The sequence below is a fragment of the Stenotrophomonas sp. 99219_Sma genome (assembly GCF_056480785.1).
Map to the genome: position 1 here is coordinate 1,072,211 of NZ_CM151117.1, position 26,558 is coordinate 1,098,768.

The 26,558-nt window shown below is 66.6% G+C and carries 21 protein-coding genes and 1 pseudogene; 5 read left to right on the forward strand and 17 right to left on the reverse strand.

The window, feature by feature from the left end:
• Positions 1-120: 120 nt before the first annotated feature.
• From murU to ACZK13_RS04985, 4 genes are all read right to left on the reverse strand, one after another.
• Positions 121-831, reverse strand: a complete 711-nt coding sequence (gene murU / locus ACZK13_RS04970; RefSeq protein WP_478482316.1) for an N-acetylmuramate alpha-1-phosphate uridylyltransferase MurU — start codon at positions 829-831, stop codon at positions 121-123.
• A complete protein-coding gene (locus ACZK13_RS04975; RefSeq protein ID WP_253144183.1) occupies positions 828-1,853 on the reverse strand; it encodes an aminoglycoside phosphotransferase family protein in 1,026 nt (341 codons plus the stop codon). The genes murU and ACZK13_RS04975 overlap by 4 nt, the downstream gene beginning before the upstream one ends.
• Before the next feature lie 64 nt (positions 1,854-1,917).
• The gene (locus tag ACZK13_RS04980; RefSeq protein ID WP_049398791.1) at positions 1,918-2,187 is read right to left on the reverse strand and encodes a GlsB/YeaQ/YmgE family stress response membrane protein; all 270 of its coding nucleotides are present in this window, start codon (positions 2,185-2,187) and stop codon (positions 1,918-1,920) included.
• Between the two features lie 70 nt (positions 2,188-2,257).
• On the reverse strand, positions 2,258-3,751 hold the full coding sequence (locus ACZK13_RS04985) for a M20 family metallopeptidase (protein WP_010483606.1): 1,494 nt from the start codon (positions 3,749-3,751) through the stop codon (positions 2,258-2,260).
• Positions 3,752-3,950: 199 nt separating this feature from the next.
• Between ACZK13_RS04985 and ACZK13_RS04990 the strand changes: the two genes are divergently transcribed.
• The 4 genes from ACZK13_RS04990 (at position 3,951) to ACZK13_RS05005 (ending at position 7,107) form a co-directional block, all read left to right on the forward strand.
• Positions 3,951-4,277: a ComEA family DNA-binding protein gene (locus tag ACZK13_RS04990; protein WP_012510302.1), complete on the forward strand. Its 327-nt coding sequence runs from the start codon at positions 3,951-3,953 to the stop codon at positions 4,275-4,277.
• 352 nt (positions 4,278-4,629) lie between these two features.
• Positions 4,630-5,721 carry a L,D-transpeptidase gene (locus ACZK13_RS04995; protein ID WP_180838135.1) on the forward strand — a complete coding sequence of 364 codons (1,092 nt, stop codon included), beginning with the start codon at positions 4,630-4,632 and terminating at the stop codon, positions 5,719-5,721.
• 17 nt (positions 5,722-5,738) lie between these two features.
• Complete coding sequence (locus ACZK13_RS05000; RefSeq protein ID WP_004147404.1) at positions 5,739-6,464, forward strand: murein L,D-transpeptidase catalytic domain family protein; 726 nt, start codon at positions 5,739-5,741, stop codon at positions 6,462-6,464.
• 34 nt (positions 6,465-6,498) lie between these two features.
• Positions 6,499-7,107, forward strand: coding sequence for a HutD/Ves family protein (locus ACZK13_RS05005; protein ID WP_125894175.1), 609 nt, complete (start codon positions 6,499-6,501; stop codon positions 7,105-7,107).
• A gap of 445 nt (positions 7,108-7,552) precedes the next feature.
• On the opposite strand, the gene ACZK13_RS05010 is transcribed toward ACZK13_RS05005, so the two are convergent.
• From ACZK13_RS05010 to ACZK13_RS05070, 13 genes and pseudogenes are all read right to left on the reverse strand, one after another.
• On the reverse strand, positions 7,553-9,157 hold the full coding sequence (locus tag ACZK13_RS05010) for a sulfite reductase subunit alpha (protein WP_478482317.1): 1,605 nt from the start codon (positions 9,155-9,157) through the stop codon (positions 7,553-7,555).
• Positions 9,154-10,125, reverse strand: a complete 972-nt coding sequence (locus ACZK13_RS05015; RefSeq protein WP_478482318.1) for an FAD:protein FMN transferase — start codon at positions 10,123-10,125, stop codon at positions 9,154-9,156. Before ACZK13_RS05015 ends, ACZK13_RS05010 begins: the two co-directional genes overlap by 4 nt.
• Before the next feature lie 55 nt (positions 10,126-10,180).
• Positions 10,181-10,984 (reverse strand): DUF4198 domain-containing protein, encoded by an 804-nt coding sequence (locus tag ACZK13_RS05020; RefSeq protein ID WP_071228078.1) that lies wholly within the window; start codon positions 10,982-10,984, stop codon positions 10,181-10,183.
• Positions 10,985-11,060: 76 nt separating this feature from the next.
• On the reverse strand, positions 11,061-11,579 hold the full coding sequence (locus ACZK13_RS05025) for a DUF2271 domain-containing protein (RefSeq protein ID WP_004147429.1): 519 nt from the start codon (positions 11,577-11,579) through the stop codon (positions 11,061-11,063).
• A gap of 26 nt (positions 11,580-11,605) precedes the next feature.
• Complete coding sequence (locus tag ACZK13_RS05030) at positions 11,606-12,244, reverse strand: PepSY-associated TM helix domain-containing protein (RefSeq protein WP_180838138.1); 639 nt, start codon at positions 12,242-12,244, stop codon at positions 11,606-11,608.
• Positions 12,245-12,455: 211 nt separating this feature from the next.
• Complete coding sequence (locus ACZK13_RS05035; RefSeq protein ID WP_253144189.1) at positions 12,456-14,876, reverse strand: TonB-dependent receptor domain-containing protein; 2,421 nt, start codon at positions 14,874-14,876, stop codon at positions 12,456-12,458.
• Between the two features lie 146 nt (positions 14,877-15,022).
• The gene (locus tag ACZK13_RS05040; RefSeq protein ID WP_125894185.1) at positions 15,023-15,424 is read right to left on the reverse strand and encodes a hypothetical protein; all 402 of its coding nucleotides are present in this window, start codon (positions 15,422-15,424) and stop codon (positions 15,023-15,025) included.
• A gap of 164 nt (positions 15,425-15,588) precedes the next feature.
• Positions 15,589-16,266 (reverse strand): Fe2+-dependent dioxygenase, encoded by a 678-nt coding sequence (locus ACZK13_RS05045; RefSeq protein ID WP_094002066.1) that lies wholly within the window; start codon positions 16,264-16,266, stop codon positions 15,589-15,591.
• A 10-nt stretch (positions 16,267-16,276) separates the two neighbouring features.
• On the reverse strand, positions 16,277-16,996 hold the full coding sequence (locus tag ACZK13_RS05050) for a tetratricopeptide repeat protein (RefSeq protein WP_478482319.1): 720 nt from the start codon (positions 16,994-16,996) through the stop codon (positions 16,277-16,279).
• Positions 16,997-17,064: 68 nt separating this feature from the next.
• Entirely contained in the window at positions 17,065-19,368 is a 2,304-nt protein-coding gene (locus ACZK13_RS05055; RefSeq protein ID WP_478482320.1) for a TonB-dependent receptor, read from the reverse strand.
• Between the two features lie 154 nt (positions 19,369-19,522).
• Positions 19,523-19,926, reverse strand: a pseudogene (locus ACZK13_RS05060) (hypothetical protein).
• A gap of 203 nt (positions 19,927-20,129) precedes the next feature.
• Positions 20,130-20,462 (reverse strand): non-heme iron oxygenase ferredoxin subunit, encoded by a 333-nt coding sequence (locus tag ACZK13_RS05065; RefSeq protein WP_100437470.1) that lies wholly within the window; start codon positions 20,460-20,462, stop codon positions 20,130-20,132.
• Complete coding sequence (locus ACZK13_RS05070; protein WP_253144199.1) at positions 20,459-20,998, reverse strand: GNAT family N-acetyltransferase; 540 nt, start codon at positions 20,996-20,998, stop codon at positions 20,459-20,461. Before ACZK13_RS05070 ends, ACZK13_RS05065 begins: the two co-directional genes overlap by 4 nt.
• A gap of 241 nt (positions 20,999-21,239) precedes the next feature.
• Here ACZK13_RS05070 and ACZK13_RS05075 point away from each other — a divergent pair, with 241 nt between their 5' ends.
• Positions 21,240-26,558: an RHS repeat domain-containing protein gene (locus tag ACZK13_RS05075; protein WP_253144201.1), complete on the forward strand. Its 5,319-nt coding sequence runs from the start codon at positions 21,240-21,242 to the stop codon at positions 26,556-26,558.

Sequence of the window (26,558 nt, forward strand, 5' to 3'; positions counted from 1 at the left end):
AGGCCGGGCGGGGTGGGTTCGCGGGGGGCACTTCAGGGACGGGTTCACGGCGTCCCCCGCGAACCCACCCCGCCCGGCCAAGCAAGGCTTCTGCTTTCAATAAGCCCAGCCACGAGGGGCTCAGCCGTTCGCGGCCAACTCAACATCCAGCGCGCGCAGGCGATCCACGGTGCCGACATCGGTCCAGCGTCCGCGATGATGCTGCCCCGTCATCAACCCCTGTGCCATGAAGTGCTTCTGCAGCGGCACCACCGAGAACTTCGGCGGCAGCCGCTCGCTGCCCGGTGCATCACCGATCACCGTGCGCCAGTCGGCCACGATGGAAGGGCGATACACGCCGATGCCGGCATAGGTCAGGCACGGTCCTTCGCGGTCGTGGTGCAGCAACCCCTGCGCATCGAGGCGGTAGTCACCGTTCGGGTGCTGAACCGGATTGTCGACCAGCACCAGATGCGCCTGGCCCTGCGGCTCGCGCGGCAGCGTGGCGAAATCGAAATCGGTCCAGATGTCGCCGTTCACGACCAGAAACGGGGCGTCGCCCAGCACCGGCAACGCGTTGAGGATGCCGCCGCCGGTTTCCAGCGGGGTCTGCCCTTCGTACATGAAATGCAGGCGCAAGCCCCATTGGCTGCCATCGCCCAGCGTCGCTGGAAACTGTTCGGCCAGCCATGCGGTGTTGACCACTACCTCGCGCACGCCGAGTGCGGCCAGGCGTTCCAGGTGCCAGACGATCAGCGGTTTGCCGGCCACGTCCAGCAGCGGCTTGGGCGTGTGCAGGGTCAGCGGGCGCATGCGTTCGCCGAGGCCGGCAGCAAAGACCAGCGCCTTCATCGGGCCACGCGCATCGGTGCGGCCAGGTCGGTCAGCGCCGGCTTGATGCGGTGTTCCAGCAGCTGCTGCAGCGGTGCCAGCTCGCGGTAGCGCGGCAGCACTTCGTCCAGATAGTTGATGAAGCGCGGCGCGTCGTCCAGGTAATGGCCCTTGTTGTCGCGATAGCGCAGGCGGCAGAACAGGCCGAGGATCTTCACGTGGCGCTGGATGCCCATCCAGTCGGCATCGCGCAGGAAGGTGGCGCGGTCGGGCACCGGCAGGCCGGCGTTGCGGGCGCGCTCGTGATACTGCGCCAGCCACTCGTCCACACGCTGCAGCGGCCAGCTCAGGAACGCGTCCTTGAACAGGCTCATCGCATCGTAGGCAATCGGGCCGCGCACCAGGTCCTGGAAATCCAGCACTGCCGGACCATTTTCGACCGGCATCAGATTGCGCGGCATGTAGTCGCGATGGGTCATCAGCTGGGCCTGGCCCAGCGCGTTGTCCATCAAGCGGCGGTGCACCAGCTGCAGCCCTTCAATCTCTCCGCAGTCCAGTTCCAGGTTCAGGTGGCGCTGCAGGAACCATTCGTCGAACAGGCCGGCATCGCGCTGCAGCAGTGCTTCGCCGAACTGGCCGAAGTCGGCCGGCACCGGGATCGCCTGCAGGCGCAGCAGCTGTTCGATCGAACGGCCGAACCATTCATCGGCGTTGCGCTCGTCGAGGATCTTCGCCAGGGTCGGGCCGCCGAGATCTTCCAGCAGCAGGAAGCCGGCATCCAGATCCTGTGCCAGCAGCGCGGGCACACGCAGGCCGTTGTCATCCAGCAGGCCGCGCATGCGCAGCCACGGGCGCGGATCTTCCAGCCCCGGCGGGGCATCCATCACGATGTGGCTGCCGCGCGTGCTGGTGGTGCGCCAGTAGCTGCGCATGCCGGCATCGACCGAGGCGCGTTCGACCACCGCACTGGAATCATCGAGCTGGGTACGGGCCCACTGCAGGCGCTGCGCGCTGCGCTGGGGATCGGAGGCGGGTTCGGTCATGCAGGCATATCCGGGCGCGCCGGGCGCGCCTACGTCGGGAACAGGAAGGGAAGAGGGTGCGGGATCAGCGGCGACCGCTGAACAGACGCAGGACGGCCAGCACGGCCACCGCGCCCAGCACCGCACCGAGGAAGCCGGCCGGCTCACCGGGGGCGTACCAGCCCATGTACTGGCCGAACCACCCGGCCAGCAGCGCGCCGATGATGCCCAGCACGATGGTCAGCAGGCAGCCCATGCGGTTGTTGCCGGGCATGAAGAATCGCCCGAGCAGGCCGACGAAGAAGCCGACCAGGATGATGTAGAGCCAGCTGCTGCTGCCGAACAGACCATTCATGCGCGCGATTTCCACCAAGGGTGGACGCAGCCTAGCAAGGCCAGGCTGCGTCCGTCACGGTGTGCCGGATTCAGCAGCAGCCGTGGTCGCCGTGGCGGGTGCCACTGTCGGCAGCCACCGGCGAACCGCTGGTCTCGCCGCGCAGGCTGGCGGCGTAGTGCTCGCTGATCACCTTGGACACGCAGGCGGTGACCTTCTTGCCCATCGGAATGTGCAGGAACTCGTTCGGGCCGTGTGCATTGGAGTGCGGACCGAGCACGCCGGTGATCATGAACTGGGCGCCCGGGAACTTCTCACCCAGCATGCCCATGAACGGGATCGAGCCACCTTCGCCCATGTACATCGCCGGCTTGCCGAAGAAGGCCTGGCTGGCGTCGTCGATGGCCTGGGTCAGCCACGGCGCCATGGCCGGGGCGTTCCAGCCGGTGGAGGCCTTTTCCAGATCCAGAGTGACCTGCGCGCCGTTCGGCGGATCGCGCAGCAGCGCTTCCTTCAGCAGCTCGCCGCAGGTTTTGCCATCGGCGGTCGGCGGCAGGCGCAGCGACAGCTTCACCGAGGTCTGCGGGCGCAGCACGTTGCCGGCCGATTCCAGCGCCGGCATGCCACCGACGCCGGTGACCGACAGTGCCGGGCGCCAGGTGCGGTTGAGCACCAGCTCGGTCAGGTCCTCGTTCATCGGACGCAGACCGTCGACCATCGGGAACTTCTCGAAGATCTCGGTATCGACCACTTCGGCGGCGCGCTTGGCCTGTTCCTGGCGCTCGGCCGGGATCTCAACGTTCATGCCGTCGATCAGGATGCGGCCGGTGTCCTGGTCCTCGATGCGCGACAGCAGCTGGCGGAGCAGGCGGAAGCTGGACGGCACCACGCCGGAGGCATCGCCGGAGTGCACGCCTTCGTTGAGGACCTTCACGGTGAAGTTGCCGCCGGTCAGGCCGCGCAGCGAGGTGGTGCACCACAGCTGGTCGTAGTTGGCGCAGCCCGAATCCAGGCAGACCACCAGCGACGGCTTGCCGATGCGGTCGGCGAGGTGGTCGACGTAGGCCGGCAGGTCATAGCTGCCCGACTCTTCACAGGCTTCGATCAGCACCACGCAGCGGGCGTGCGGCAGGCCCTGGGCCTGCAGCGCCAGCACCGCGGCCAGCGAGCCGAAGATGGCGTAGCCGTCGTCCGCACCGCCGCGGCCATACAGCTTGTCGCCGCGCAGGACCGGGGTCCACGGGCCGAGGTCGTCGTCCCAGCCGGTCATTTCCGGCTGTTTGTCGAGGTGGCCGTAGAGCAGGATGGTGTCGTCGCCGGTTTCGGCGCCGGTAGCCGGAATTTCCAGGAAGATCAGCGGGGTACGGCCTTCCAGACGCACCACTTCAACCTTCAGGCCGGGCAGCTGCTGGGCCTTGGCCCAGTTCTCCATCAGGGTGACCGCCTGTTCCATGTAGCCGTTCTGCACCCAATTGGCGTCGAACATCGGCGACTTGTTGGGAATGCGGATGTAGTCGACCAACTGCGGGACGATTTCGCTGTCCCACTTGTCATTGACGAATTGGCCGAGCTTGGCGCTGTCCATCTGAAACTCCGGTTGCATGGGCTGATCCAGCCATTCTACGCCTGTGCCGTGGGTAGGGTTTTTCCTACATCACGTCGGGTATTTGGCTGGCTTTTAGAAATCCAGGAAACCGATAGGCTGTGTGCATGTGGTGACGGACACTGTTCCTACCGACGGGATTGCCGGTCGGGACGGCCAGAATCACAAGGAGATACACGTCGTGCCTTGGAGTGTCGTGTTGAGGGCACTGGTGCTGGTCGTGTGGATCGCTGGGGCGCATGCCGCCGAACCGATCGACATCAACCGCGCCGATGCCCAGGCGCTGCAGCAGGGATTGACGATGGTCGGAGCCGCCAAGGCCGAGGCGATCGTCGAGCACCGGCGCAGACACGGCCCGTTTCATCGCGTCGAGGACCTGACGCAGGTGAAGGGGATAGGGAAAGCAATCGTCGAACGGAATCGACAGCGGATCACCGTAGGCAACAGGTTGTTGCCGGCGGATCCGGTACCCGGATCGGTACCGGTGCGAACCGTACCGAGGCGCTGACAGCAGGAATCGTCGGAACCGGCAGGAGGCTGGTTCACCGGACACGGACAGGAAGGCCGTGACCACCGACCGCCGCAGGACGCGGCACCAATCACCAGGATGGTGGCATCACAGACCTGTGGAAGGGGCTGAGATACAAACAGGACAGACGCGGCCGCGTGCAGGATGCAACGCTACCCCCACAGCGCAGGATGCGAGGGGGCGGCAGCAGGCCGACAAGGACGTAACGATTGCCCGGTACGACACATGGCTGTGTCGCCGGGCAGTTTCATTTCCGGCGCCTGGTTTTGCCGCGGCCACCACGGGTCGATGGTGTACGGTGGCCGCACCGCATGGAAAGGACCCCCGCTGGATGCTTCTGCACCGCCCCACCACCCTGATGCTCGCCCTTGCACTGGCCCTGCCGCTGCTGGGCCATGCCGCTGCGCCGACGCCGACGCCGGCTGCCAAGCCTGCCGCTGCCGCAGCCAGCAGCGCCGAAGTGCGCGGACCGACCGACCTCAAGCCGGGCGAATACCTGTGGCATCCGGAAATTTCGCCGACCGGCCCGATCGTGCTGGTGGTCAGCCTCGATGAGCAGCGCGCGTACGTGTACCGCAACGGCATTGCCATCGGCCTGACCACGATCAGCTCGGGCAAGGCTGGGCATGAGACGCCGACCGGCGTGTTCACCATCCTGCAGAAGGACAAGGACCACAAGTCCAACCTCTACAACAGCGCGCCGATGCCCTACATGCAGCGGCTGACCTGGGACGGCATCGCCCTGCATGGCGGCAGCCTGCCCGGTCATCCGGCCTCGCATGGCTGCGTGCGGCTGCCGCAGGCCTTCGCGCAGAAGCTGTTCAGTGAAACCCAGCGTGGCGACACCGTGGTCGTGGCCGATGCCAAGAGCTCGCCGATGACGCTGGCCTATCCGTCGGTGTTGGCGCCGGTCAACGCGCGCGGCCAGGCCCTTCCGGAAACCGAGGGTGGGGCCCCGGCGCAGGCCCGGTGGGATGACGCCGCGGCGCCGGCCGGGCAGGTCGGCATCCTGGTCAGTCTGCACGACCAGCGCCTGTACGTGCTGCGCGATGGCGTGATGATCGGCGAGTCGCCGCTGAAGGCCGACGCCCTGCCGGCGTTCCAGGGCACCACCCTGTTCGTGATGGGGCAGGGCTACAGCGATACGCCCAGCCCGCTGGACGCGAACAAGCGCCTGCACCAGTGGACGGCCTATCCGCTGCTGGGCCAGGACCGTGCCCAGGCCACGCCGGACCTGCTGGCCACGCCCTCGCTGCCGATGGCGTTGCCGGCCGATTTCGCCCGCCAGCTGTACCAGGTGCTGGTACCGGGCACGACCCTGCTGGTGACCTCGCTGCCGGCGGTCCGCCCAAGCCCGGCTGAATCCGGAATGCAGCCGGTCTTGGAATCCGAGCCGCCAGGGTCCACCCTCAAGGGCAACTGAGTCCCTTCGTTGTGCCCATGACTGCATCCCGCCTGTGCCGGCTGGCCGCGTTCGGCCTGCTGGCGACCTCGGCCAGTGCTCCGGCGCTGGCACAGACGCCCGCCCTTGCCACCAGTGCCGATGATCTGGCCGCCTTGCTGTCGCGCAGTGCGCCCAAGGCCGACCGCCACGTATTGCAGCTGGCGGCGCACGCCATGCGCTGCGCGCTGCAGCGGCCGGAGCTGGGCATCAATGGTGATCGCCTCAGCGTGATCGATTATTCGCGGCCGTCCACCGAGCCGCGCCTGTGGGTGTTCGACCTGGCCCACCAGCGCCTGCTGTTCGAGGAATGGGTGGCGCATGGCCGCAACAGCGGTGAGAACCGTACCGAACACTTCTCCAATCGCGATGGCAGCTTCATGTCCAGCCTCGGCGCGTTCACCGCGCAGGAGACCTACATGGGCGGCAACGGCTATTCGCTGCGCCTGGCCGGGCTGGAACCGGGCTTCAACGACCGCGCGCGCGAACGCGCCATCGTCATCCACGGCGCGCCGTACGTGAACCCGGCGACTGCGCAGCTGCAGGGGCGGCTCGGCCGCAGCCTGGGCTGTCCGGCAGTGCGCCTGTCGGTGGCCAAGCCACTGATCGACGCATTGCGTGGCGGCACGATGGTGTTCGCCTACTACCCCGACCAGGATTGGCTGAAGCACTCGCAGCTGCTGGGCGGTGAGTGCGGTGGCCAGGGCACGCTCGCCACGCGGTGATGCATGACGGCGCGCGGCATGATGCAATGCGCCGATGAACATCGACTCCCTGCTGCACACTCCGAGCCAGGTGATCTCCCGCCTGGACTACCGCCGCGAACGCTGGCGCAACGGCCTGGGCTGGACCCGCGAGATCCTGCGACTGCCGGCGCAGGGTGATGACTGGGCGCTACGCCTGTCGGTGGCCGAGATCGAGCAGGATGCCGCGTTCTCCGCCTTCCCCGGCGTGGAGCGCGAGCTGGTGCTGCTGCAGGGCAATGGCGTGCGCCTGCGCTTCGACGATGGCCGTGTGGCCGAGGTGCTGCCACCGCACGGGCGTGTGCGTTTTGCCGGTGAGGAAGCGCTGCACGGCGAATTGGTGGACGGCACCACCCACGACTTCAACCTGATGTGGAAGCGCGAGCTGCTGCAGGCCGAACTGCTGCACCGGCCGCTGGTGGGCACGATGTTCTTCTTCTGCGAACCGGGTGTGGCCTGGGCGCTGCATCTGCTGGCTGGTCAGGCGGAGTTCGGTGCAGATAGCGGCTTGCCGGCGCTGCAGGCGGGAGACACTGCGTGGTTGGCGGCGGGTGCACGGCAGCGTCATGCGTTGCAGGGCGGTGGCGAGTTGCTGGCGATCCGGATCAGTGCGGCGGCGGGATGATTCCTGGGCGCCGGTTGGCACTATCCACGCATGGCGTGGATCTACTGGGGTGCGGGTGCCACCATGCCTGGACACGCCGTTCAGTAGATCCACGCCATGCGTGGATGGGGCCACCGACACCGCGTCACGGTGCGAACCAAGGTTCGCACCCACCAGAAAGCGGTTCGCACCCGCCGAATCTGTTCAGTAGATCCACGCCATGCGTGGATGCGGCCACCGACACCGCGTCATGGTGCGAACCAAGGTTCGCACCCACCAGAATGCGGCTCGCGCCAGCCGAATCTGTTCAGTAGATCCACGCCATGCGTGGATGCGGCCGCCGATACCGCGTCATGGTGCGAACCAGGGTTCGCACCCACCAGAAAGCGGTTCGCACCCACCAGAAGGCGATTCGCATCCGCTGAAGTGGAGCAGTACATCCACGCCATGCGTGGATGCGGTGGCCTCAATACACATCGCGCCGGTAACGACCGGCCAGCAACAGCGCTTCCTTGCCCGCGGTACCCAGCACCTGCTCGATCACTGCATCCACCGCCGGGGCCATGCCCTGCAGGCTGCCGCAGACCAGGATCGTGGCGCCTTCATCCACCCACTGGCGCAGCGTTGCCGCTTCGGCCAGCAGCCGGTCCTGCACATAGCGGTGCGCACCGCCATCGCGGCTGAACACTGCATCCAACCGCGCCAGCGTGCCGTCGGCCAGCATCGCCTGCAGTTCTTCACCGAAGTGGAAGTCATGCGGGGCGGTGCGCTCACCGAACAGCAGCCAGGTGCGGCGTGCGCCACTGCGTACGCGTTCGTGCAGATGCGCGCGCAGGCCGGCGATGCCGGTGCCGTTGCCGATCAGCAGCAGCGGCACGTCGGCGGCCAAGCCGTGGAAATTGTCGTTGCGGCGCAGACGCAGCTGTACCGGTTCGCCGATGGCAGCGTGGTCGCACAGCCAGCCGCTGCCGATGCCGGGTGTACCGTCAGCGCGCAGCTGGCGGCGCAGCAGCAGCTCAACCGCACCGTCGGCCATGACCGAGGCGATCGAGTACTCGCGATGCGGCAGCGGTTGCAGGGTCGCCAGCAAGGCAGGCAGATCACCCGGGGGAACCAATGAGGGCAGGTGCGAGCGCGCGACGCGTGCCAGCAACGTCTGCCCGTCATCCAGCACGGTGTCCGCGTCGAAGCGTTGTGCATCCAGCCAGGCACGCACGGTGTGCGATGCGTGCTGCGGGCCGATCTCGGCGATGTCACCGGCCTGCCACTGCACATTTGCATCGGCCGGTGGCTGCAGGCGCAACCAGTACACCGGACCACCGGGGCTGCCCGGGTTCAGATGCTCGCGTTGCAGCAGCGTCCACGGCTGGTACTCGGCCGGACTCCAGTCGGGCAGTTCGCTGGCGTTACCGCCGAGTTGTCCCAGCAACTGTTGCCAATGACGCAGCGCTGCCGGATCGGCGTTGTCGACCTCGATGGCGTCGAACAGCGGATGCGCGCCGTGTTGGCGCAGCCAAGTGTCCAGCTGGTGGCCGAATCCGCAGAAGTGGCCATAGCTGCGGTCGCCCAGCGCGAGCACCCCGTAGTGCAGGTGCTGCAGCGGGGGCGGGGTGGCCATCACCCCGCGCAGGAACGGCAGGGCGTGGTCGGGTGGATCGCCTTCGCCGGTGGTGCTGGCAATGAACAGCGCGCGCTGGCTGGAAGCCAGCAGTGCTGCATCCACCTCATGCAGCCCGCGCACGCGCACTGGCACGCCGGCACCGCGCAGGGCCTCGGCGCTGCGTTCGGCCAGTTCGCGGGCGAAGCCGGTCTGGCTGGACCAGACCAGCAGGATGGGCGCGGTGTCTCCGGTTGCGGCGTCGTCGCGCGGGCGCCCACGCCACCACAGGGCCGCGCAGGCCAGCGCATACAGCACCGTGGCGAGCACCGCGATCTGCGACTGCCGCGCCGGTGGTGCGCCTCGCCACCACGCTTCGCCGAGATGCAGGCGAAGCAGTGCCCAGCCGATCGCTGCCAGCAGGAGCAGGACCAGAGTGTTGCCGAGCCACGCGCGCGATGGACGTGCGCTCATGCGTCCTGCCCGTCGAGCAGGCGCTGGAAGGCGCTGCTGAGAAATTCCTGCGGGCCTTCTGCGGTGCGTTGCAGGTAGCGTGCAGCCAGTCCTTCGCGTTCGGCCAGCGCCATGCCCTGTTCGCGACCCAGCACGGTCAATGCCGTGGCCCAGGCATCGGCGTGCATGGCGTCGTCGGCCACCACGGTTACTGCCGCGGCAACCTGCCGCACCGGTCTGCCGGAGCGCGGGTCCAGGCTGTGGCTGTAGGCCTCGCCATCGGCCTGGTACTGGTGCCAGCGATCACCGGAGGTGGCCACCGCCTTGCCGTCCAGCGCCAGCACCCGTGGCGGGGTATCGGTGTGCACGTCTTCTTCGGGTGCGGATTCCACCAGTACGCGCCACGGCTGGCCGTCCGGTTTGCGGCCGTAGCCGGCCAGTTCGCCGCCGACTTCGATCAGCGCGGCAGTGATGCCTTGTCCACGCAACCAGGCGGCCACGTGATCGACGCCGAAGCCCTTGGCGATCGCAGAGAGATCCAGTGCCAGTCCACCCGGCTGCAGCAGCGCATCGTCCTGCCACTGCAGGCGCTGCCAACCGCAGCGATCACGCGTGGCCTGCAGGGTAGCGTCGTCGGGCTGGCGGCGTTCACCGGCATGTGCCCCGAAGCCCCACAGTGCAACCAGCGGACCGATGGTGGGATCGAAGGCGCCGCCACTGGCGGAAGCGATGGCCTGTGCGCAGACCAGAACGTGACGGGTTTCGGCCGGCAGCACGCACCATTGGCCGGCGTCGGCGCGGTTGTAGCGACTCAGATCCGAACCACGCTCCCAGGTGCTCATCTGCGCGACCACCTCGTCCAGCCGCGCCTGGATGCCAGCATGCAGCGGGTGCAGGTCGCGCTGGCGCGACGCGACCAGCGACACGCTCCAGATGGTGCCCATGGTGGTGCCACCGAGGCGGGCGATGTCGAGCAGGGGATCGGTCATGGTGGTGTGCTGCAGGCGCGATGCCGGGGCGTGCCCGGCATCGCGGTCCACGTCATTACTGCGGCAGCACTTCCAGCGTGGCGACGTAGCTCAGGCGGCGCTTGGCGGCCTGCTTCACCGAGGTCTTGTTGTCTTCGGTGCCGGTCTCCAGCCAGTACATGCCGGCTTCCGGCCAGGTCACCTTGATCTCACCCTTGGCATCGCTGGTGACCTTCAGCTCGTCCTGCGCGTTGCGGTAGCGGGTGGCGCCACGCACGATCTCGAACTCCAGGCCGGCGGTCGGCTTGCCGTCGACCAGCACGCGGAAGGTGGCTTCCTCGCCGGCGAACAGATCGTTCGGGTGGCCGACGGCGACCAGCTCGATGCCACGGTTGGTCGGCTTCAGCGCGGTGTCGTTCGGGGCGCCGTTGGTGACGAAGGTCTCCACGCGGCCGACCGACTGGCTCACTTCCAGCTTCTTCGCATCCTTGGGCAGTTCGCCGAAGGTGGCGACGCTGCCGCGCCAGCGCTTGCGCTCGCCGTTCTGCTCGTAGGTGGCGAACAGGCCGTCATTGACCGACGCGATGCGGTAGGTGCCCGGCTGCTTCAGCTCGACATCGAACACGCTGCGGTACTTGCCGGTGGACGCGTTCTGCGGTTGCACGGTGCTGCCGTCCGGCGCGGTGATCACCAGCGACTCCAGGCGCAGCGGCACGTGGTTGAAATAGAACAGGTCGTTGGAGACCGCACCGTCGACGGTGATCCACGGCGCATTGCCGGCGATCACGGTCTGCGAGGGCAGCAGCCAGGCCTTGTGGGCCAGGGCGGAGAAGGGAAGGGCAGCGGCCAGAGCGGCGGCGAGGACGAGCGTGCGCTTCATGCGGAAGACTCCAGGTGGATGCAGGGTGGTGCGGCGAGAGGAGGGGAATTACGACTTAATCCCCTCCGTCCCCTTTTCAGGGTTTGACGGCGAGGGTGACCTGGCCCAGTTCGGTGGCGCCCTGCGCCTTGCCGTTCTGCGCGGCGGTGGCCGGCCAGGTGAAGGGGATCTTCAGCAGTTCACGGCCGCCGACTTCGCGCACCGCTTCCACCACCAGGGTGTAGTTGCCCGGAGCCAGCTGCTTCAGCGCCGGCTGCTTGTCGTTGAACGACAGCGCGTGCTTGCCGGCCGGGCGGGTCGGGCCGGTCACGCCGTCCACCGGCACCTGCAGGGTGCGGCCGCTCTTGCGCCACCACTGGCGCAGGTCCGGCAGCCACTTGGTGCCGTGGCCTTCGCTGTTGCTGGTCTGCTGGTACCAGACCGACAGGTTGGCCGCGACCTTCTGGTCGGCGCCTTCCAGCCACACCGCCACGTACGGGCGGTGGTACTCGGCCACGTTGAGCTTGGGCACTTCGACGTTGATGTCGAGGGTGGTGGCATAGGCCGGCGAGGTGGCCAGCAGGCCGCTGAGGGCGATGGTCAGGGTGACGCGCATGGGGCGGCTCCGGAAACGAAGGAAAGTCAGTGAATCAGCAGCAGGGCGATCAGCAGCGGGATCATCAGGCCGAGGCCGACCAGCGGCCAGGTCATGCGCCGCTGCCGTGCATGCAGGTGAAGCAGGAACAGGCCGGTGATGCAGAACACCAGGCAGGCCACGGCGAACAGGTCCAGGAACCAGCCCCACGCTGGGCCCGCGTTGCGGCCCTTGTGCAGGTCGTTGAGGTAGGACACCGCGCCGCGCGAGGTTGATTCGTACTCCACCGCGCCGGTCGCGCGATCGATGCTCAGCCAGGCGTCGCCACCCGGGCGTGGCAGTGACAGGTAGATCTCTTCAGCCGACCACTCGGCCGGGCGCCCGCCGATGGCGATGCCCAGCTGCGTGTCCAGCCATTGCCGGGCCGGGCGCGGGATCGGCGCGTTGCCGTCCTCGCGCGTGCCCAGCTGGCCCAGCAGCGCGGCCGGCAGTTCCAGATGCTGGTTCTGCACCTCGGGCTTGGCCTCGATCTTCGCGGCATGGTTGAGGGTCAGGCCGGTCACCGCAAACAGCAGCATGCCGATCAGGCAGACCGCCGAGCTGATCCAGTGCCACTGGTGCAGCGTCCGCAGCCAGAAGCCACGGCTCTGTTGCTGCTGCACGGTGGAAGGGGCAGGACGGCTCACGGCACGGTTCGAGGCGGACGGGGACTGCCCATTACATCATTGATGAGAATAGCTCGCAATTGCGTATCGTTCTGTATCCCTGGAGGGGAATTGCCGGCCAGCGGCCGGCACTACCGACTGGCCGGCAATCCCGCGGATCAGTAGATCCACGCCATGCGTGGATGGAGCGGTGCCGACCAAAGTCGGCACCCACCAGGGCAGGGCGCAGAGATCAGAACTTCGCGTTCAGCGAAATCCAGTAGCTGCGGCGCTGGTCCTTGGTCGCGTAGTCGTCCACGCAGCTGAACTCGCTGGGATTGAGCAGCAGGCACGACTGCGAAACGAAGTCCTTGTCGAACAGGTTGTTGACCCGCGCGTTGACCGTCAGCCACGGCGTGGCCTTCCAGCTGCCACCGAGATGGAAGATCGTGTAGTCCTCGTAATAGCGCACGTGGCGGGTGCCGGCACTGTCGATGAGGGTGTCGCGATAGCGGTCGTAGCGGCCTTCGCCGATCAGCGACAGGCTGATCGCTTCGTTGATCTGCCAGTTGAGGCTGGCGTTGGCCATGTGCTTTGCCGGCGTGGTGCCAGAGATCGGGCGTCCCTTGTCGGGGCCGCTGGTCTGCTCGCTCTTGGTCCACGTGTAGTTGCCGCGCAGCTGCAGGTTGTCGAGCAGGTCGACGTGGCCGGCCAGTTCCGCACCGCGGGTCTCGGCCTTGTCGATGTTCACGCTCTGGGTGAAGGTGCTGTAGCCCAGTGCTGCCCAGCCCGGGCCGATGTCCACGCAGTAACCGCTGCCGGCGCGGGCCACTTCGCAGTTCGGGAACGTGCCGCCGCTGGCGATCTTGTCTTCGAACTTGTTGAAGAAGCCGGTGACATTGAAGCCCCAGCGCTGGCCTTCGTAGTACGCGGCCAGCTCGTAGTTGGTGCTGGTTTCAGGCTTCAGGTTAGGCGAGCCCACCAGCGGCAGCACGCCCTGGCCACCGAAGCCGGTGATGCCCGGGAACAACTGGTCCGGACGCGGGGTCTTGTAGCCGGTGCTGACGCCACCCTTGAAGGTCCAGGCGTCAGTGGCGTTCCACACCAGGTAGCCGCGCGGGCTGACATGGCTGCCGAACACGTTGTGGTCGTCGTAGCGCAGGCCGAAGGTGGCGGTGAGGGTGTCGGTCAGCGACCAGTTGTCCTCGGCGAAAAGCGCCCACATGCGGTGCTTCTGCTTGGTGTTGCTGCGGTAGCCGGCGCCATCCATGCCGAACACGCCGTCGATCATGTCGGTGTCGTTGTACTGGCCGCCGACGGTCAGCTTGTGCGCGCCGAAGTCGAGGTCGAGCATGGTGTCGAGCACGTAGCCTTCCAGCTCCATGGTGCGCAGCGGACGCGGCAGGAATGCCTGCAGGCGTGCCATTTCACTTGGGTTGAGGGCGGCCAGTGCATTGCCGCGGCCGGCCGCGCAGTTGTTGGCGCCGCCGGTGCGGCGGCAGACGTCGTTCCACAGGGTCTGCAGGTTGGCGCGTTCGTCCAGGGTCAGCGGCAGCGAGCGGCCCAGGTTGCTGCTCTTGCTGTGGGTCAGCGAGGTCTGCCAGGTACCGAAGCTGTAACGGCCCTGGTGGGTCAGCGACAACTGGTCGCGCTCGTATCGCTGGTAGGCGGTGTAGCCCACGCGCGGCTGCACCACGCGGCGGGTGACGGTGCCGCTGCCGTTCGGGTTGGGGATGACGGCATTGCCGACGCGCCACAGGCTGGCCAGGCTGTCGAGGGTGCCGGTCTGGCCCTCGCTGTTGTCGTACTTCTGCCGCGACACGTCGTAGTCCAGCCACAGTTCGTGGTCATCGTTGACGTGGAAGTTCAGCCGCACACCGGTGTTCCAGTTGGTGTTGGCCACCGACTTGCCGCCGCCACCGAAGCCGATGCTGCGCTCCCACAGGCTGCCGTCGGGCAGGGTCAGCGCATCCCACTCCGGATTGGAGGCCTTGGCATCGTAGTAGCTGCCGCGCACCGCCAGGCTGAGGCGGTCCTTGACCAGCGGGCCGCTGAGGTACAGGTCGGTGGTGCGTGCATCACCGAACTGGTCATCCTGCTGCACGGTGAAGCCCTGGGTCACAGCGCCGTGCCAGCTGTCCTGGTTGCGACGGGTGATGATGTTGATCACGCCGCCCATTGCATCCGAGCCGTACAACGTGGACATCGGGCCGCGCACCACTTCAATGCGCTCGATGGCATCCAGCGGCGGCAGGTAGGCGAACTGGCCACCGCCGAAGTTGTTCGGATACAGCTGGCCGACATTGCTCTGGCGGCGGCCGTCGATCAGCACCAGGGTGTACTCGGAGGGCAGGCCGCGCATCGAGATGGTGGCACGGCCGTTCTTGTCGCTGGCTTCCAGACCGACGTCGATGCCTTCAACGTCGCGCAGCGCGTCGACCAGATTGGTGTACGGGCGCTTGCTGAGTTCTTCGCGGCTGACCACGCTGATGCTGGCGGGTGCATCGACCACCTTCTGCTCAAAGCCGGAGGCGGTGACCACCACCTTGTCCAGCGTCTGTGGCGCGCCGGAAGCGTCACCGTGGGCGAAGGCTGGGGCGGTCATGGCTGCCAGCACGGCGCTGGTCAGCAGGGTACGGGACAGGGACGAACGGACACGATGGCGCTGGGCCATGGCAGTAACCTCGAAGGATGCAGGGTGGTGCAATGCCAAGCGCGAACGGCGCGGCATGCACGGGGAGGCCCGGTCAGGGGCGGCAGGGATGAAGCAGGCAGCGGCGTGCGGGCACGACCGCGCAGGCGGTCACGCGGGGCCGTGATTCAGGCGAGCGGCGGCGCCTGGCCGCGTTGCTGGCGGCGCCCGGGCGCGTCGGCCCAGGGCGTGTCCGGAGCGGCCAGCGGCCAGTCCGGGCGCACGCCGGGCATGGCCGGCGTGGCGGGTACGAGTTCAAGCTCGGTGCGCAGCCATTGGCTGGCCAGCAGCAACGGCGGGCGCGCCTTCTCGGCCGATTTCACCGGGGCGGCAGCACAGCGGCGCAGTTTGGCCGGTGCTTCTTCCTGCGGGGACGCTTCGCCACCGCGCTCTTCCAGCGGCATCTGCACGGCCATTCCGGCCCGGCCGTGTGGCAGCAGCGGCAGGGTGCCCAGCAGCAAAGCCAGCATCGCCACCCACGCCAGCAGACTGGCCAGCGCAGGACGCTGGCCGCGCATGGCGGTGCCCATCTTGCGATGGATGAGTGGGCGAGGGCGAAGCGGGCGCAGCAAGCAGGGGTCCCCAAGGGTCTGCCGGCAGCGGCCGGCATCAACGGGGCGTGATTGTAATGAGAGCTGTTAGCTGTTGCAAATGAGAATGATTGCTAAATTGTCGCGGATCGGCCGGATGGGGCTCAGACTTCGCTCCAGCGTCGCAGCAGGTTGTGGTACACGCCGGTCAGCTGCAGCACCGCCTCGGCGTCACCGCCGGTCTGCCGCAGGCGCTCGATCGAGCCATCCATTTCCCACAGCAGGCGGCGCTGCACATCGTCGCGGATCATGCTCTGTACCCAGAAGAACGAGGCCACGCGCGCACCGCGGGTGACCGGCCGCACCTGGTGCAGGCTGCTGGACGGGTATACGATCAGGTCGCCGGCCGGCAGCTTCACTTCGTGCTCGCCGTAGGTGTCGCTGATGATCAGTTCGCCGCCCTCGTACTCGTCCGGCGCCGACAGGAACAGGGTGCAGGAAATGTCTGAACGCAGCTGTTCGCCGTTGGCCAGGTTCATCACCGCGCCATCAACATGGAAGCCATAGGTGCCGCCACCGCTGTAGCGGTTGAAGCGCGGCGGCAGGTATTTCAGCGGCAGCGCGGCGCTGAAGAACAGCGGGTGCCGGGCCAGCGCGACGAGGATGATCTCGCCCAGTTCGCGGCGCAGCGGTGAGGCCTCGGGCAGCTGCTGGTTGTGCTTGGCCTGCGCGCCCAGATGGCCGACGGTTTCGCGGCCATCGGTCCAGTCGGCGGCATCGAGCCGGCGGCGAAAGTCGGCCACCTGGTCGGCGCTGAGAATGTCGGGGATGTGCAGCAGCATGCGGGACTCCTCAGAGGGACGGCGGCGCGACCAGGGCGCGGACCTGTGGATGCGGCGACGCTGCCAGTTCCGGCACGATGTGCGCCATGAACGCCGGGCTGCCGTGGGCCAGTGCGCGCCGCAGCCAGTACACGGCCTGCTCGACCTGGCCGGCCTGCAGCAGGATCGAGGCGTAGTTGGCCTGGCCGCGGAAATCACCGGCTTCGGCCGCGCGCTGGTACCAGCCCAGCGCTGCCTGCGGATCGGGTGCGGTATCCAGCCCGTCTTCGAGGTGGCGGGCCAGCAGGTTCATCGATTTGGCATGGCCCAGGTGTGCGGCACGGGTGTACAGGGCCAGTGCCTGTGCGCGGTCCTGGGTCACGCCGCGGCCGGTGGCCAGCAGGTTGGCCAGGTTGTACAGGCCCCAGTCCAGCCCGGTGTCGGCCGCGCGCCGGTACCACACCGCGGCGAGTGTCGGGTCGGGGGCGGTGCCCTGGCCCAGTTCGTGGCAGCGGCCCAGCATGTTCATCGCCATCGGCGCGCCGTTGTTGGCGGCGGTTTCGTACCAGAGCCGTGCCGCCGAGGCGTCCTGTGCGGTGCCTTTGCCTTCCATGTGCATCTGCGCGAGCAGCAGTTGTGCCTCGACCTGTCCGGCCTGCGCGGCGTCGCGCACGCGTGCGAAGGCAGCCTGCGGATCGTGCTGCAGCAGCTCGGCCAGAGCATCGCTGTCGATGGGGGTACGGGTTGCCATGGGGTGAGTATCGCCGGAAACAAAAACGGCGGCAGGAGAGCCTGCCGCCGTGGTGGAGCGCAGTTACATCAGAACGTCACGTTCAGTGCCAGGGTGGCCGAGCGACCCGGGGCGATGCTCGCGTAGTGCGAGGCGTAGGCCTTGGTGAAGTAGGTCTTGTCGGTCAGGTTCTGCACGTTGAGCTGCAGGCTGATGTTGTCCTGGATCGCGTAGCTGGCCATCGCGTCGAAGCGGGTGTAGCTGGCAATCCACTTGGTGTTGGCGACGTCACCGTACTGCTTGTCCGAGTAGAACGCACCGGCGCCGATGGTCAGGCCGATCGGGAAGCGGTAGGTGGTCCACAGGTTCGCGCTGTGCTTGGCGGTGTTCGGGAACACGTTGCCGTTGTTCGGCGACGGCACGTAGACGTTGGACGGACAGGTGCGGCCCACCGGTGCGCCACAGACGAAACCGTTGTCCTTCAGTTCCGAGTCCAGGTAGGTGTAGCCGCCGTACAGGCTCCAGGCATCGGTCAACTGGCCGGTGAAGCCCAGCTCGAAGCCGTTGATTTCCTTCTTGCCGGCGTTCTGGCTGGTGCCGTTGTCGATGGTCACGCGCGCGTTGTTCATCACGGTGTGGAAGATCGCGGCAGTCAGGTTCAGGCGCTTGTCGAACAGGTCCCACTTGGTGCCCAGTTCGAGGTTCCTGGTGTCCTGCGGCTTGAGGTCGGCGACGCCGGCATTCAGGCCGTCCGAACCGTCGCCACCGTCCATGCCCGGCGGGGTCGAGGAGGTGCCCCAGGACAGGTAGATGCTGCCGTTGGCGGCCGGCTTGAACACCACGCCGGCCTGGTAGTTCAGGAAGTCGTTGTCATTGCGCACACGGGGAGTGGCGCTGCCCGGAGTGAGCAGGGTGGTGGAGTAGTCGTCATAGCGCAGGCCGACGTTGAAGCTCCACTGTGCATTGAGCTCGATGGTGTCGAACAGATACGCGGACTTGGTCTTGGTGCGCTGTTCAACGTCCTGCGCCTTGTTGCTGCGATAGACAGTCTGACCGGCCGCCCACGGATCGTTCGGGTTCGGATTGTTGAAGTCGGTGCAGTTGTAACCGGTAGCGGCACCGGACACCGTGCATCGCGAACTGTTGGCAGCGAGGGGTTCCAGCGGGTTGGCGGTGCCTGGCGTCATCTGGTAGCTGCCACGGGTCATCTTCTCGTCGCTGTATTCCACGCCGGCGCTGTAGCTGTGCTTCAGTGCGCCGGTCTGGAACGCGCCGGTCAGGCCCAGCTGGTCCGCGAAGCTCTTGACGTCGACGGCGCGGCTGTTGGTGCGGCGCCACAAGGTGCCGTAATTGTTCGGGTTGCCCTTGCTGTCGTCCGGCTGGGTCCACAGGTAGTCGTTGCTGGTGTTGCCCAGGCGCGCGATGTTGCGCAGCTTGTGGCCGCCGAAGTCGTAGCTGGCGTCCAGAGTGCTGATATCGGCACGGGTGCGCTGGAAGTCACGATCGACCAGGCCGTAGTAGTTGTTGCGGTCCGGTACCATCGGGCGGCCATCGCCGTTCTTGGCCACGTTCGGGCCGCTGGAGAACGGATTGTTGTAGGGGAAGCCACCCGCGTCCGGCAGGTCATCGCTCTGCATGTGGTAGTGGCTGGCGATCAGCTGTGCCGGACCGTTCAGGCCGAACGCGATCGACGGTGCGATGCCCCAGCGGCTGACATTGGCAGCGTCGCGGCCGGCGATGTCCGACTCGTGCTTCATCAGGTTCAGGCGGGCGGCGATGCCATCGCCCAGCACGTAGTTGGCGTCCACGGTGCCGCGTGCGTAGCTGTCGGTGCCGATGCCCATGCTGGCGCTGGTTTCGTTCTTCAACTTCGGCGTCTTGCTCACCAGGTTCAGGCTGCCACCACCGGAGTCACGGCCGCCGTAGGCCGAGCTCGGGCCCTTGACCACTTCCACCTGCTCCAGGTCGAAGATCTCGCGGGTCTGCGAGCCGACGTCGCGCAGGCCGTCGACGAACACGTTGCTCTGCGAATCGAAGCCACGGATGAACGGGCGGTCACCGGTCGGGTTGCCGCCTTCGCCGGCACCGAAGGTGATACCCGGGACCATGCGCAATGCATCCTGCAGGTTGGTTGCACCGGTTTCGGCGATCAGCTTCTCCGACACGATCGACACCGACTTCGGGGTGTCCAGCAGCTCGGCGGTGAACTTCGGCGAGGACGGATTGAACCAGCTGCCGCGCACCTGCACCTTGTCCAGGTCGGTGGCCTTGCGGGAGCCGGCATCGGCGCTGTCGGCCGCCTGTGCGGCCAGCGGTGCGAAGCCGGCGGCCAGGGTGGCAGTAGCGAGCAGGGAAACGCGCGGAGCGTGCTTGCGGGACGTGATGTGGGTCATGGTCTGGGTGGCGGTGGCTTGGATCGGGAAAGGGCGAGCGCGAGCCGGCGTAGATGGGCGTGCGGCGACAGGCGGGAGGTGGGTTCTGTAGAGCCGAGCCATGCTCGGCTGGCAGGAAACGCAATCAGGCGCACGGCAACGGCCGCAAGGCGCCTCAGCTGGCGTGCGGTGCGGGCGGAGCGTGGCCGGGGTTCAACCGCAGTGCGGGATCGTGCAACTGCCAACGCAGGGCGTCGGAACGCCACAGCGGAACATGCGCGACCAGGGGCGCGCGCGGGGAGCCAGTCCGGTACAGGGCGTGGCGCCCTCGCCATCCAGCGGCGGCTCGGGTGCTGGCGCGGCATGGTGCTGGCACTCGTCGGCCGGCGGAGCCGGCATCGGCGTGACCTGCTGCAGATCTTCAGCGTGTGCCTGCCAGCCGTGGGTAGCCGGGTTGTTGCCGCGTCCTTCGTGCAGTGCCGACCAGCCCAGCAGCAGCGTCAGCAGCACGGCCACGAGCAGCGGCCACCCTTGACGGGCAAGCTGGCACAACGTGGCGGTGGGCGCGGGCGAAGCCATGGCGCGGGGGCGGAGTCGTTACGAAGATGTTACGTAGAATAACATCAACGATAATGATTCGCATCTGCGGGGCGTGACGGGCCGCTGGGGCCGCCCCGGAGCGGCCTGGGGGCGCCCTCATGGCCTTCCGGTAGATCCACCCCATGGGTGGATGCTCTCCCGCGGGGCGCCCTCTGGGGGGGCTCTCTGGGCCGAGCGCCGCCTCAATCCCGGTCGTCGCGGGTCCAGACGGCGTCGTGCTCGCGCTTCACCGGAAACTTGGGTACAGGGCTGTAGGCCGGGGCACACAGGGCGCGGCCGTCACGCACGTCGAAGCGCGCGCCGTGCAGCACGCACTCCACGCTGCCCTCGGTGGTGTTGAACTCACCCGAGGACAGCTCGAACTCTTCATGCGTGCACTGGTCTTCCAGCGCGTACAACTCACCGTCGAGGTTGAACACCACGATCGGCGTGCCGGTTACCTCGTCGAACACGCTCTTCATTTCACCCGGCAGCAGCTCGGTGCCGGCACAGACGAAGGTCCAGGTATCGCTCACGCGGCGGCTCCGGCCAGCGGCTTTTCCAGGATCTCGAAGCGCAGGTCGTCGCGCTTGGGAATGCCGAAGCGTTCGTCGCCATAGGGGAACGGCTTCTTGATGCCGGTGCGCTGGTAGCCGCGGCGCTCGTAGAAGGCGATCAATTCGTCGCGCACGTCGATCACCGTCATCTGCATCACCGGCACCTTCCATTCGCGTGCGGCGTGCGCTTCGGCGGCGTCCATCAGCTGCTTGCCGACGCCGCCGCCCTGCTGGGCCGGGTCGACCGAGAACATGCCGAAGTAGCCCTTGCCGTCGACATCGGCGACGTGGGCGCAGGCCACCAGCTGGCCGTCGCGTTCGGCCAGCAGGATGGTGGAGCGCGGGCGGTCCAGGTCGGCCTGGATGCCTTCGGCATCGATGCGGGCGCCGTCCAGCAGGTCGGCTTCGGTGGTCCAGCCGACGCGGCTGGCGTCGCCGCGGTAGGCCGAGGTGACGAGGGCAATGAGGGCGGGGATGTCGGCCGACGTGGCGGCGCGGAAGGTCAGGGTGCTCATGGGGACATTCTAGGTGGAGCGGGGAAGGGCGCGGGAGGCTGTCGATTGGGCCAACTTTGCCGAATGTGGCCAATACGCGGGGTTGACGCCATCTTCATTATTCGTTCATATCTGTAGCCAGCACCCGCCCACCGTGAAGCAACGCGTGGCTGTCTGCCGGAGTGGGTGCCGCCTGGTCGAAGGCCAACTGCCGTTCGGCGCAGGTGGGGCACACAGGGACGTCGATCCAGGGAGGATCTTCATGCAGTCTGGCCTCATTTCTCATCCGCGCGCCGCAACGGCTGCCAAGGGTCTGTTTCTCGGTTTCATTGCCCTGTGTGTGCTGGCACCGGTCGGCGTTTCAGCCCAGATCGTTCCCACCTGGCGCCAGGAGTACGACAAGCGGCTGAAGTACGGGGACCTTGTCGAACCGCTGAAGGGCGAGATCTTCGGCGAGCAGGTCAACCTCTATGACGGCTCGATCAGCTTCAAGGCCACGGATATTTCGATTCCAGGCAATGGCAGTCTGACGATGACCTTGGGCCGCAGCTACAGCGATGACGATGGCGGCGGAGAGAACTCATTCTCGAATTGGGGCCTGGATATCCCGTCCATGTCCGGCGTCTATGGTGATCTGCCGGAGACCGCGTCTGTCGGCTATTGGGCGCCTGCCGCGCGCTGCAGTACGGTGGCGGCGCCTCCGTCATTAGAGGTCTGGAACCGTCGCAAAACCCAGACCGTCAATTTCAGTCCCACTACATTCTGGGATGGCGTGCGACTCTCTCTACCGGGTGGTGGCAGTGAGCCGGTGCTGGGAGGCAGCGGAGATGCGCGCCAGCCGCAGCCACAGTTTGGCGAACCGGCGCCTTGGAATACCAAGGGCGGCTGGACGTTCAGTTGCCTGACCGCCCTGAAGAGCGGACAGCCGGGACAAGGCTTCCTTGGTCATGCGCCGGACGGTACCAAGTACTACTTCGACTGGATGGTCGCCAAGCACCACAACGGTGCAACGCTGCAACCCTACGGGCCAGAAAGCAATGCACTGCTGAATCGAAAGCGTGTGTTCCTGTACCCATCGCAGGTTGTGGATCGCTTCGGCAACTGGGTGCGCTACGAGTGGAGTGGCGACCGGCTGTTGCGCATGGTTGCCAACGATGGCCGCGAGATCAGCCTGGGCTACAACGCGAAAGGACTGATCGCATCCGCAACCGCTGCTGGGCGTACCTGGACTTACGGGTACACGGAGGCCGATATCCTGCGGACAGTGACGCTGCCGGACGGAACCCAATGGGTCTACAACCTGCCGCCGCTGTCAGTCACCCACAAGTACGCCGACTATAACGGGCAGAGCATCTGGGAGTACATGGACTACCCGGCCACATGTTCGCGCGTCAACAAGATCGTGCCCAGCGAGATCACCCTGAGCATCCAGCATCCGTCGGGTGCGCTGGGGACGTTCCTGTTCCGGCCGTTCCGCCATGGGCGCAAGAATGTGAAGCTGGATTGCCAGACCTCTGGCGACAATCACCTGTTTGCCGATGGCTGGAACTACACGCCGGTCTACCGTGACGCAATGTCGCTGGTGACCAAGACCATCAGCGGTCCGGGCATGCCCACTGCACAGTGGACCTATCAATACACCAATCTCAATGGTGCCTACGCTCAGGACCTGGGCGGTCCAGTAATCCCGGTAGGCCAGGCGGAGCCGAAGATCACTACCGAGACGTTGCCCGATGGTGTCGTTCGCGTCTACGAGTTCGGCAAGGAAGTTGCCTACAACGACGGCCTGTTGCTGTCCACGACAACGCGTGCGGGTGGCTCGGTCGTGCGCGTTGACCGCAACAATTACTATCCGGATGCCCAGCTGGATGCGGCGCCCTTCCCGAAAGAGGCCGGCAAGGACTTCAAGTACGGTGCGAGCGATCTCAAGGCCCATTACAACCGCCCCGTTCAATCCACTGTTGTGGAACAGGATGGCGTGCAGTTCACCCGCACCGTGCAGGCCTTTGATGCATTTGCGCGCGAAGTCACCGTCGTCGAAGCGAATTCCGCTGGCCAGAGTCGCACCAGCAGCACCAGCTACTACGACAATCCCGCGCTATGGGTGAACGGCCAGACGGCGCGCAGTGTGCTCAATGGCATCGAACAGTCCCGCACCGAATTCGATACGGCCAAAGCACTGCCGCTGCGCGCCTACGCATTTGGCCGCCTGGCGCAGCAGGTGACCTATGCAGCCGACGGCACGGTTGCCTCGGTGGCCGATGGCCGTGGAAATACCAGCCATCTGTCGGGATGGAAGCGTGGTGTTCCGCAGCAGCTCCGCATGCCGGCCACGCCCGAAGCGCCCAATGGTGCGGTGCGCACGGTTGCCGTCGACGACAACGGTTGGATCACCTCGCTGACCGACGAAACCGGCGCGACCACTAGCTTCAGCTACGACAGCATGGGCAGGCTGCGCAGCCAGCAGTTCCCTGGCGGCGACAGCGTGAACTGGAATGGCGTAACCATGGACCTGCAGCGACTGGGTGGCGCGCAGCTGGGGGTGCCCGCCGGCGCATGGAAGCACTCGCGCACGCAGGGCGGGCGGCGTACGGATACCTACCTGGATGCGATGTTCCGCCCGGTGCTGGTGACCGAGAACGCCAACAACGTGCTGGACAGCGCCGTGGTGACCCGCTACGACACCAGCGGCAAGACCGTGTTTGCCTCGTATCCCACGCGGCAGCTCTCCGATATCAATGCCGCCCTGACCGGCACCACGACGCAGTACGATGCGTTGGGCCGCCCCACCGTGGTCAGTCAATCGTCCGAGCTTGGGGCACTGGTTACCCGCACCGAGTACGTGGGCAACCTGTCGGTGAAGGTGACCAACCCCCGCGGCCAGGCCACGACGACCCGTCACCTTGCCTACGACCAGCCCAGCTACGAGATGCCGCTGACGCTGCAGCACCCGGAAGGCGTGGTGACCGAGATCCAGCGCGACGCGCTGGGCAAGCCGCTGGCGATCACCCGCCGCAATGCAGACGGCAGCCAGTCGCTTACCCGCCGCTACGTCTATGACGGCTACCAGCAGCTGTGCAAGACCATCGAGCCGGAAACCGGTGCGACCGTGCAGGACTACGACGCGGCAGGCAACGTGCTGTGGTCGGCGGCCGGCACGGGTTTGACCAGCACCACCGACTGCAACCGCAGTGAAGCCCTGGCCAGCGGACGTGCGGTGAAGCGTAGTTACGACGCCGCCAACCGCTTGTCGACCCTGATCTTCCCGGATGGGCGCGGAAATCAGAACTGGTCCTACGCGCCTGATGGTCTGCCGGCCGAGATCAGTACGCAGAACGATCCGACCCGGCCGATGGTCGTCAACCGCTACCAGTACAACCGCCGCCGCCTGCTCAGCGGCGAAACCCTGCAGCATCCGGATCTGGGAAGCCTGAGCCTGGCCTATGGCTACGATGCCAACGGCACACTGGCCAGCAATACCTATCCGGGTGGGCGTGTCGTCAGCTATACGCCGGACGCACTGGGTCGGGCGACGACGGTCGGCGGCTATGCGAAGGAGGCCAGTTACTTTGCCAACGGCGCGTTGGCCCGCTTCGTATATGGCAACGGAATCGTGCACACGTTGACCCAGAATGCCCGCGGGCTGCCCGACCGCAGCCGCGATGCCACTGCAGCGGCCGCAGTGCTGGATGACAGCTATGACTACGATGCTGGTGGCAACGTGATGGCCATTTCCGATGGTCTGCCCGGGGCGCCCGGCAACCGGGACATGACCTATGACGGCCTGGACCGGTTGCGGACGGTCACTGCGCCGGGCTTCGGCAACGCCTTGTATGAGTATGACGCGCTGGACAACCTGCGCCGTGCCAAGGTCGGCAGCCGCGATCGTACGCACTACTTCGATCCGACCAATCGGCTGGTCAACGTGATCGAAACCGGAACCGGGGCAACCGTGACCGGTCTTGGCTATGACGTGCAGGGCAATCTTTCGGTGCGCAATGGTCAGGCTTTCGCGTTTGACTACGGCAACCGGCTGCGCGCGGCGGGAACAGCAGAGAGCTACGAGTACGACGCCCACGGTCGCCGGGTGAAGGCCAGCGCCAGTGGCAAGGGGGCAATCTACTCGTTCTACGACAACGGCGGCGTGCTGCGATTCCAGCGCAACGAACGTACCGGCAAGCAGACCGACTATCTCTACCTGTCAGGCAGCCTGGTTTCCCAGGTGCATGGTGAAGCCGCACCCAGCGTTCCCGCGCTGAGTGCGCCGGGCTACATCACCCAGGGCAGCGTGAACCTGACCTGGAGCCCGGCCGGTGGTGCCAACCGCTATGAGTTGCAGCGTGCCCTTGCGGGCACCTGGAGCACGGTCTTCGATGGCGCGGCGCAATCGTTCACCAGCACCGGCCTGGTCACGGGGACCTATCAATTCCGGGTGCGCGGCTGCCGGGCGGTGTGCGGCGGATGGAGCAATGTCGCGTCAGTGGCCGTGGCATTGGCGCCATCTACCGTGCCGACCTTGAACGTGCCTGCCACGGCCTTCAACGGCAGCTACAACGTGGCTTGGTCTGCGGCTTCCGGTGCCGAGCGCTATGAGCTGGAGGAAAGCGCCAATGGTGGCGCCTGGGTCCAGGTGCATAACGCCATCGGTCAGTCCAAGGCCTTCAGTGGCAAGGCAGCGGGAAGCTACAACTACCGGGTTCGCGCATGTAACCCGGTAGGGTGCACGGGATACAGCGCCACGGCTGCGGTGACGGTGGTGTATCCGCCTGCCACTGCGCCAGGTCTCTCTGCGCCGGCACGCTCTGCGCCGGGCAGTATCGGCATTGGCTGGAACGGGGTGGCTGGTGCCACGCGTTACACCCTGCAGGAGAGCAGTAATGGTGGCGGATGGGTCACGCTGTTCGACGGCAACGCGGGTTCCTATGCCACCGCTGTGCGTGGTGTGGGCAGCTATGGCTATCGGGTTGCCGCCTGCAATGGCGCAGGCTGCGGGCCGTGGTCGGCCACGTCGACGGTAGCGGTGATCGGGCCGCCGACGATCGAGCCGGTGATCAGCGCACCGGGCCTGGTGAACGTGCCGCAGTACAGCCTGAGCTGGTCGGTGCCGGCCAACAGCGAGAGCTTCGTGCTGGAGGAGAGTGCCAACGGTGGTGGCTGGACGGTGGTGCATAACGGCGGCGGGAACAGCTTTGGTGCCAGCCGTGGTAATGGCAGCTATGCCTATCGTGTGAGGGCGTGCAATTTCGCGGGGTGCAGTCCCTATTCGGGCATCGCCAGTGTCTCCGTCGTGCTTCCTCCCGCGGCCACTCAGATCTACGTGGCGGAGTGGCTCAGCACGCGCAAGGCGCCCTATCAGGTGCAGTGCAGCGTCGGCTGGCGCGCGGTTCCGGGGGCAACGGAGTATCAGCTGGAGCCTTCCGGAGCTGGACGGCGCCTGTACACCGGCCCCAAAACCTACGTGCAGTCAAACGGCGGGACGTACTGCGCCAGTCTCTACATTGTCAGGGCCTGCAACGCCGGCGGCTGTTCGGCATGGTCTGCAGACTTCCCCGTCACCCGCGGCGTACTGAGCTGGGACTAA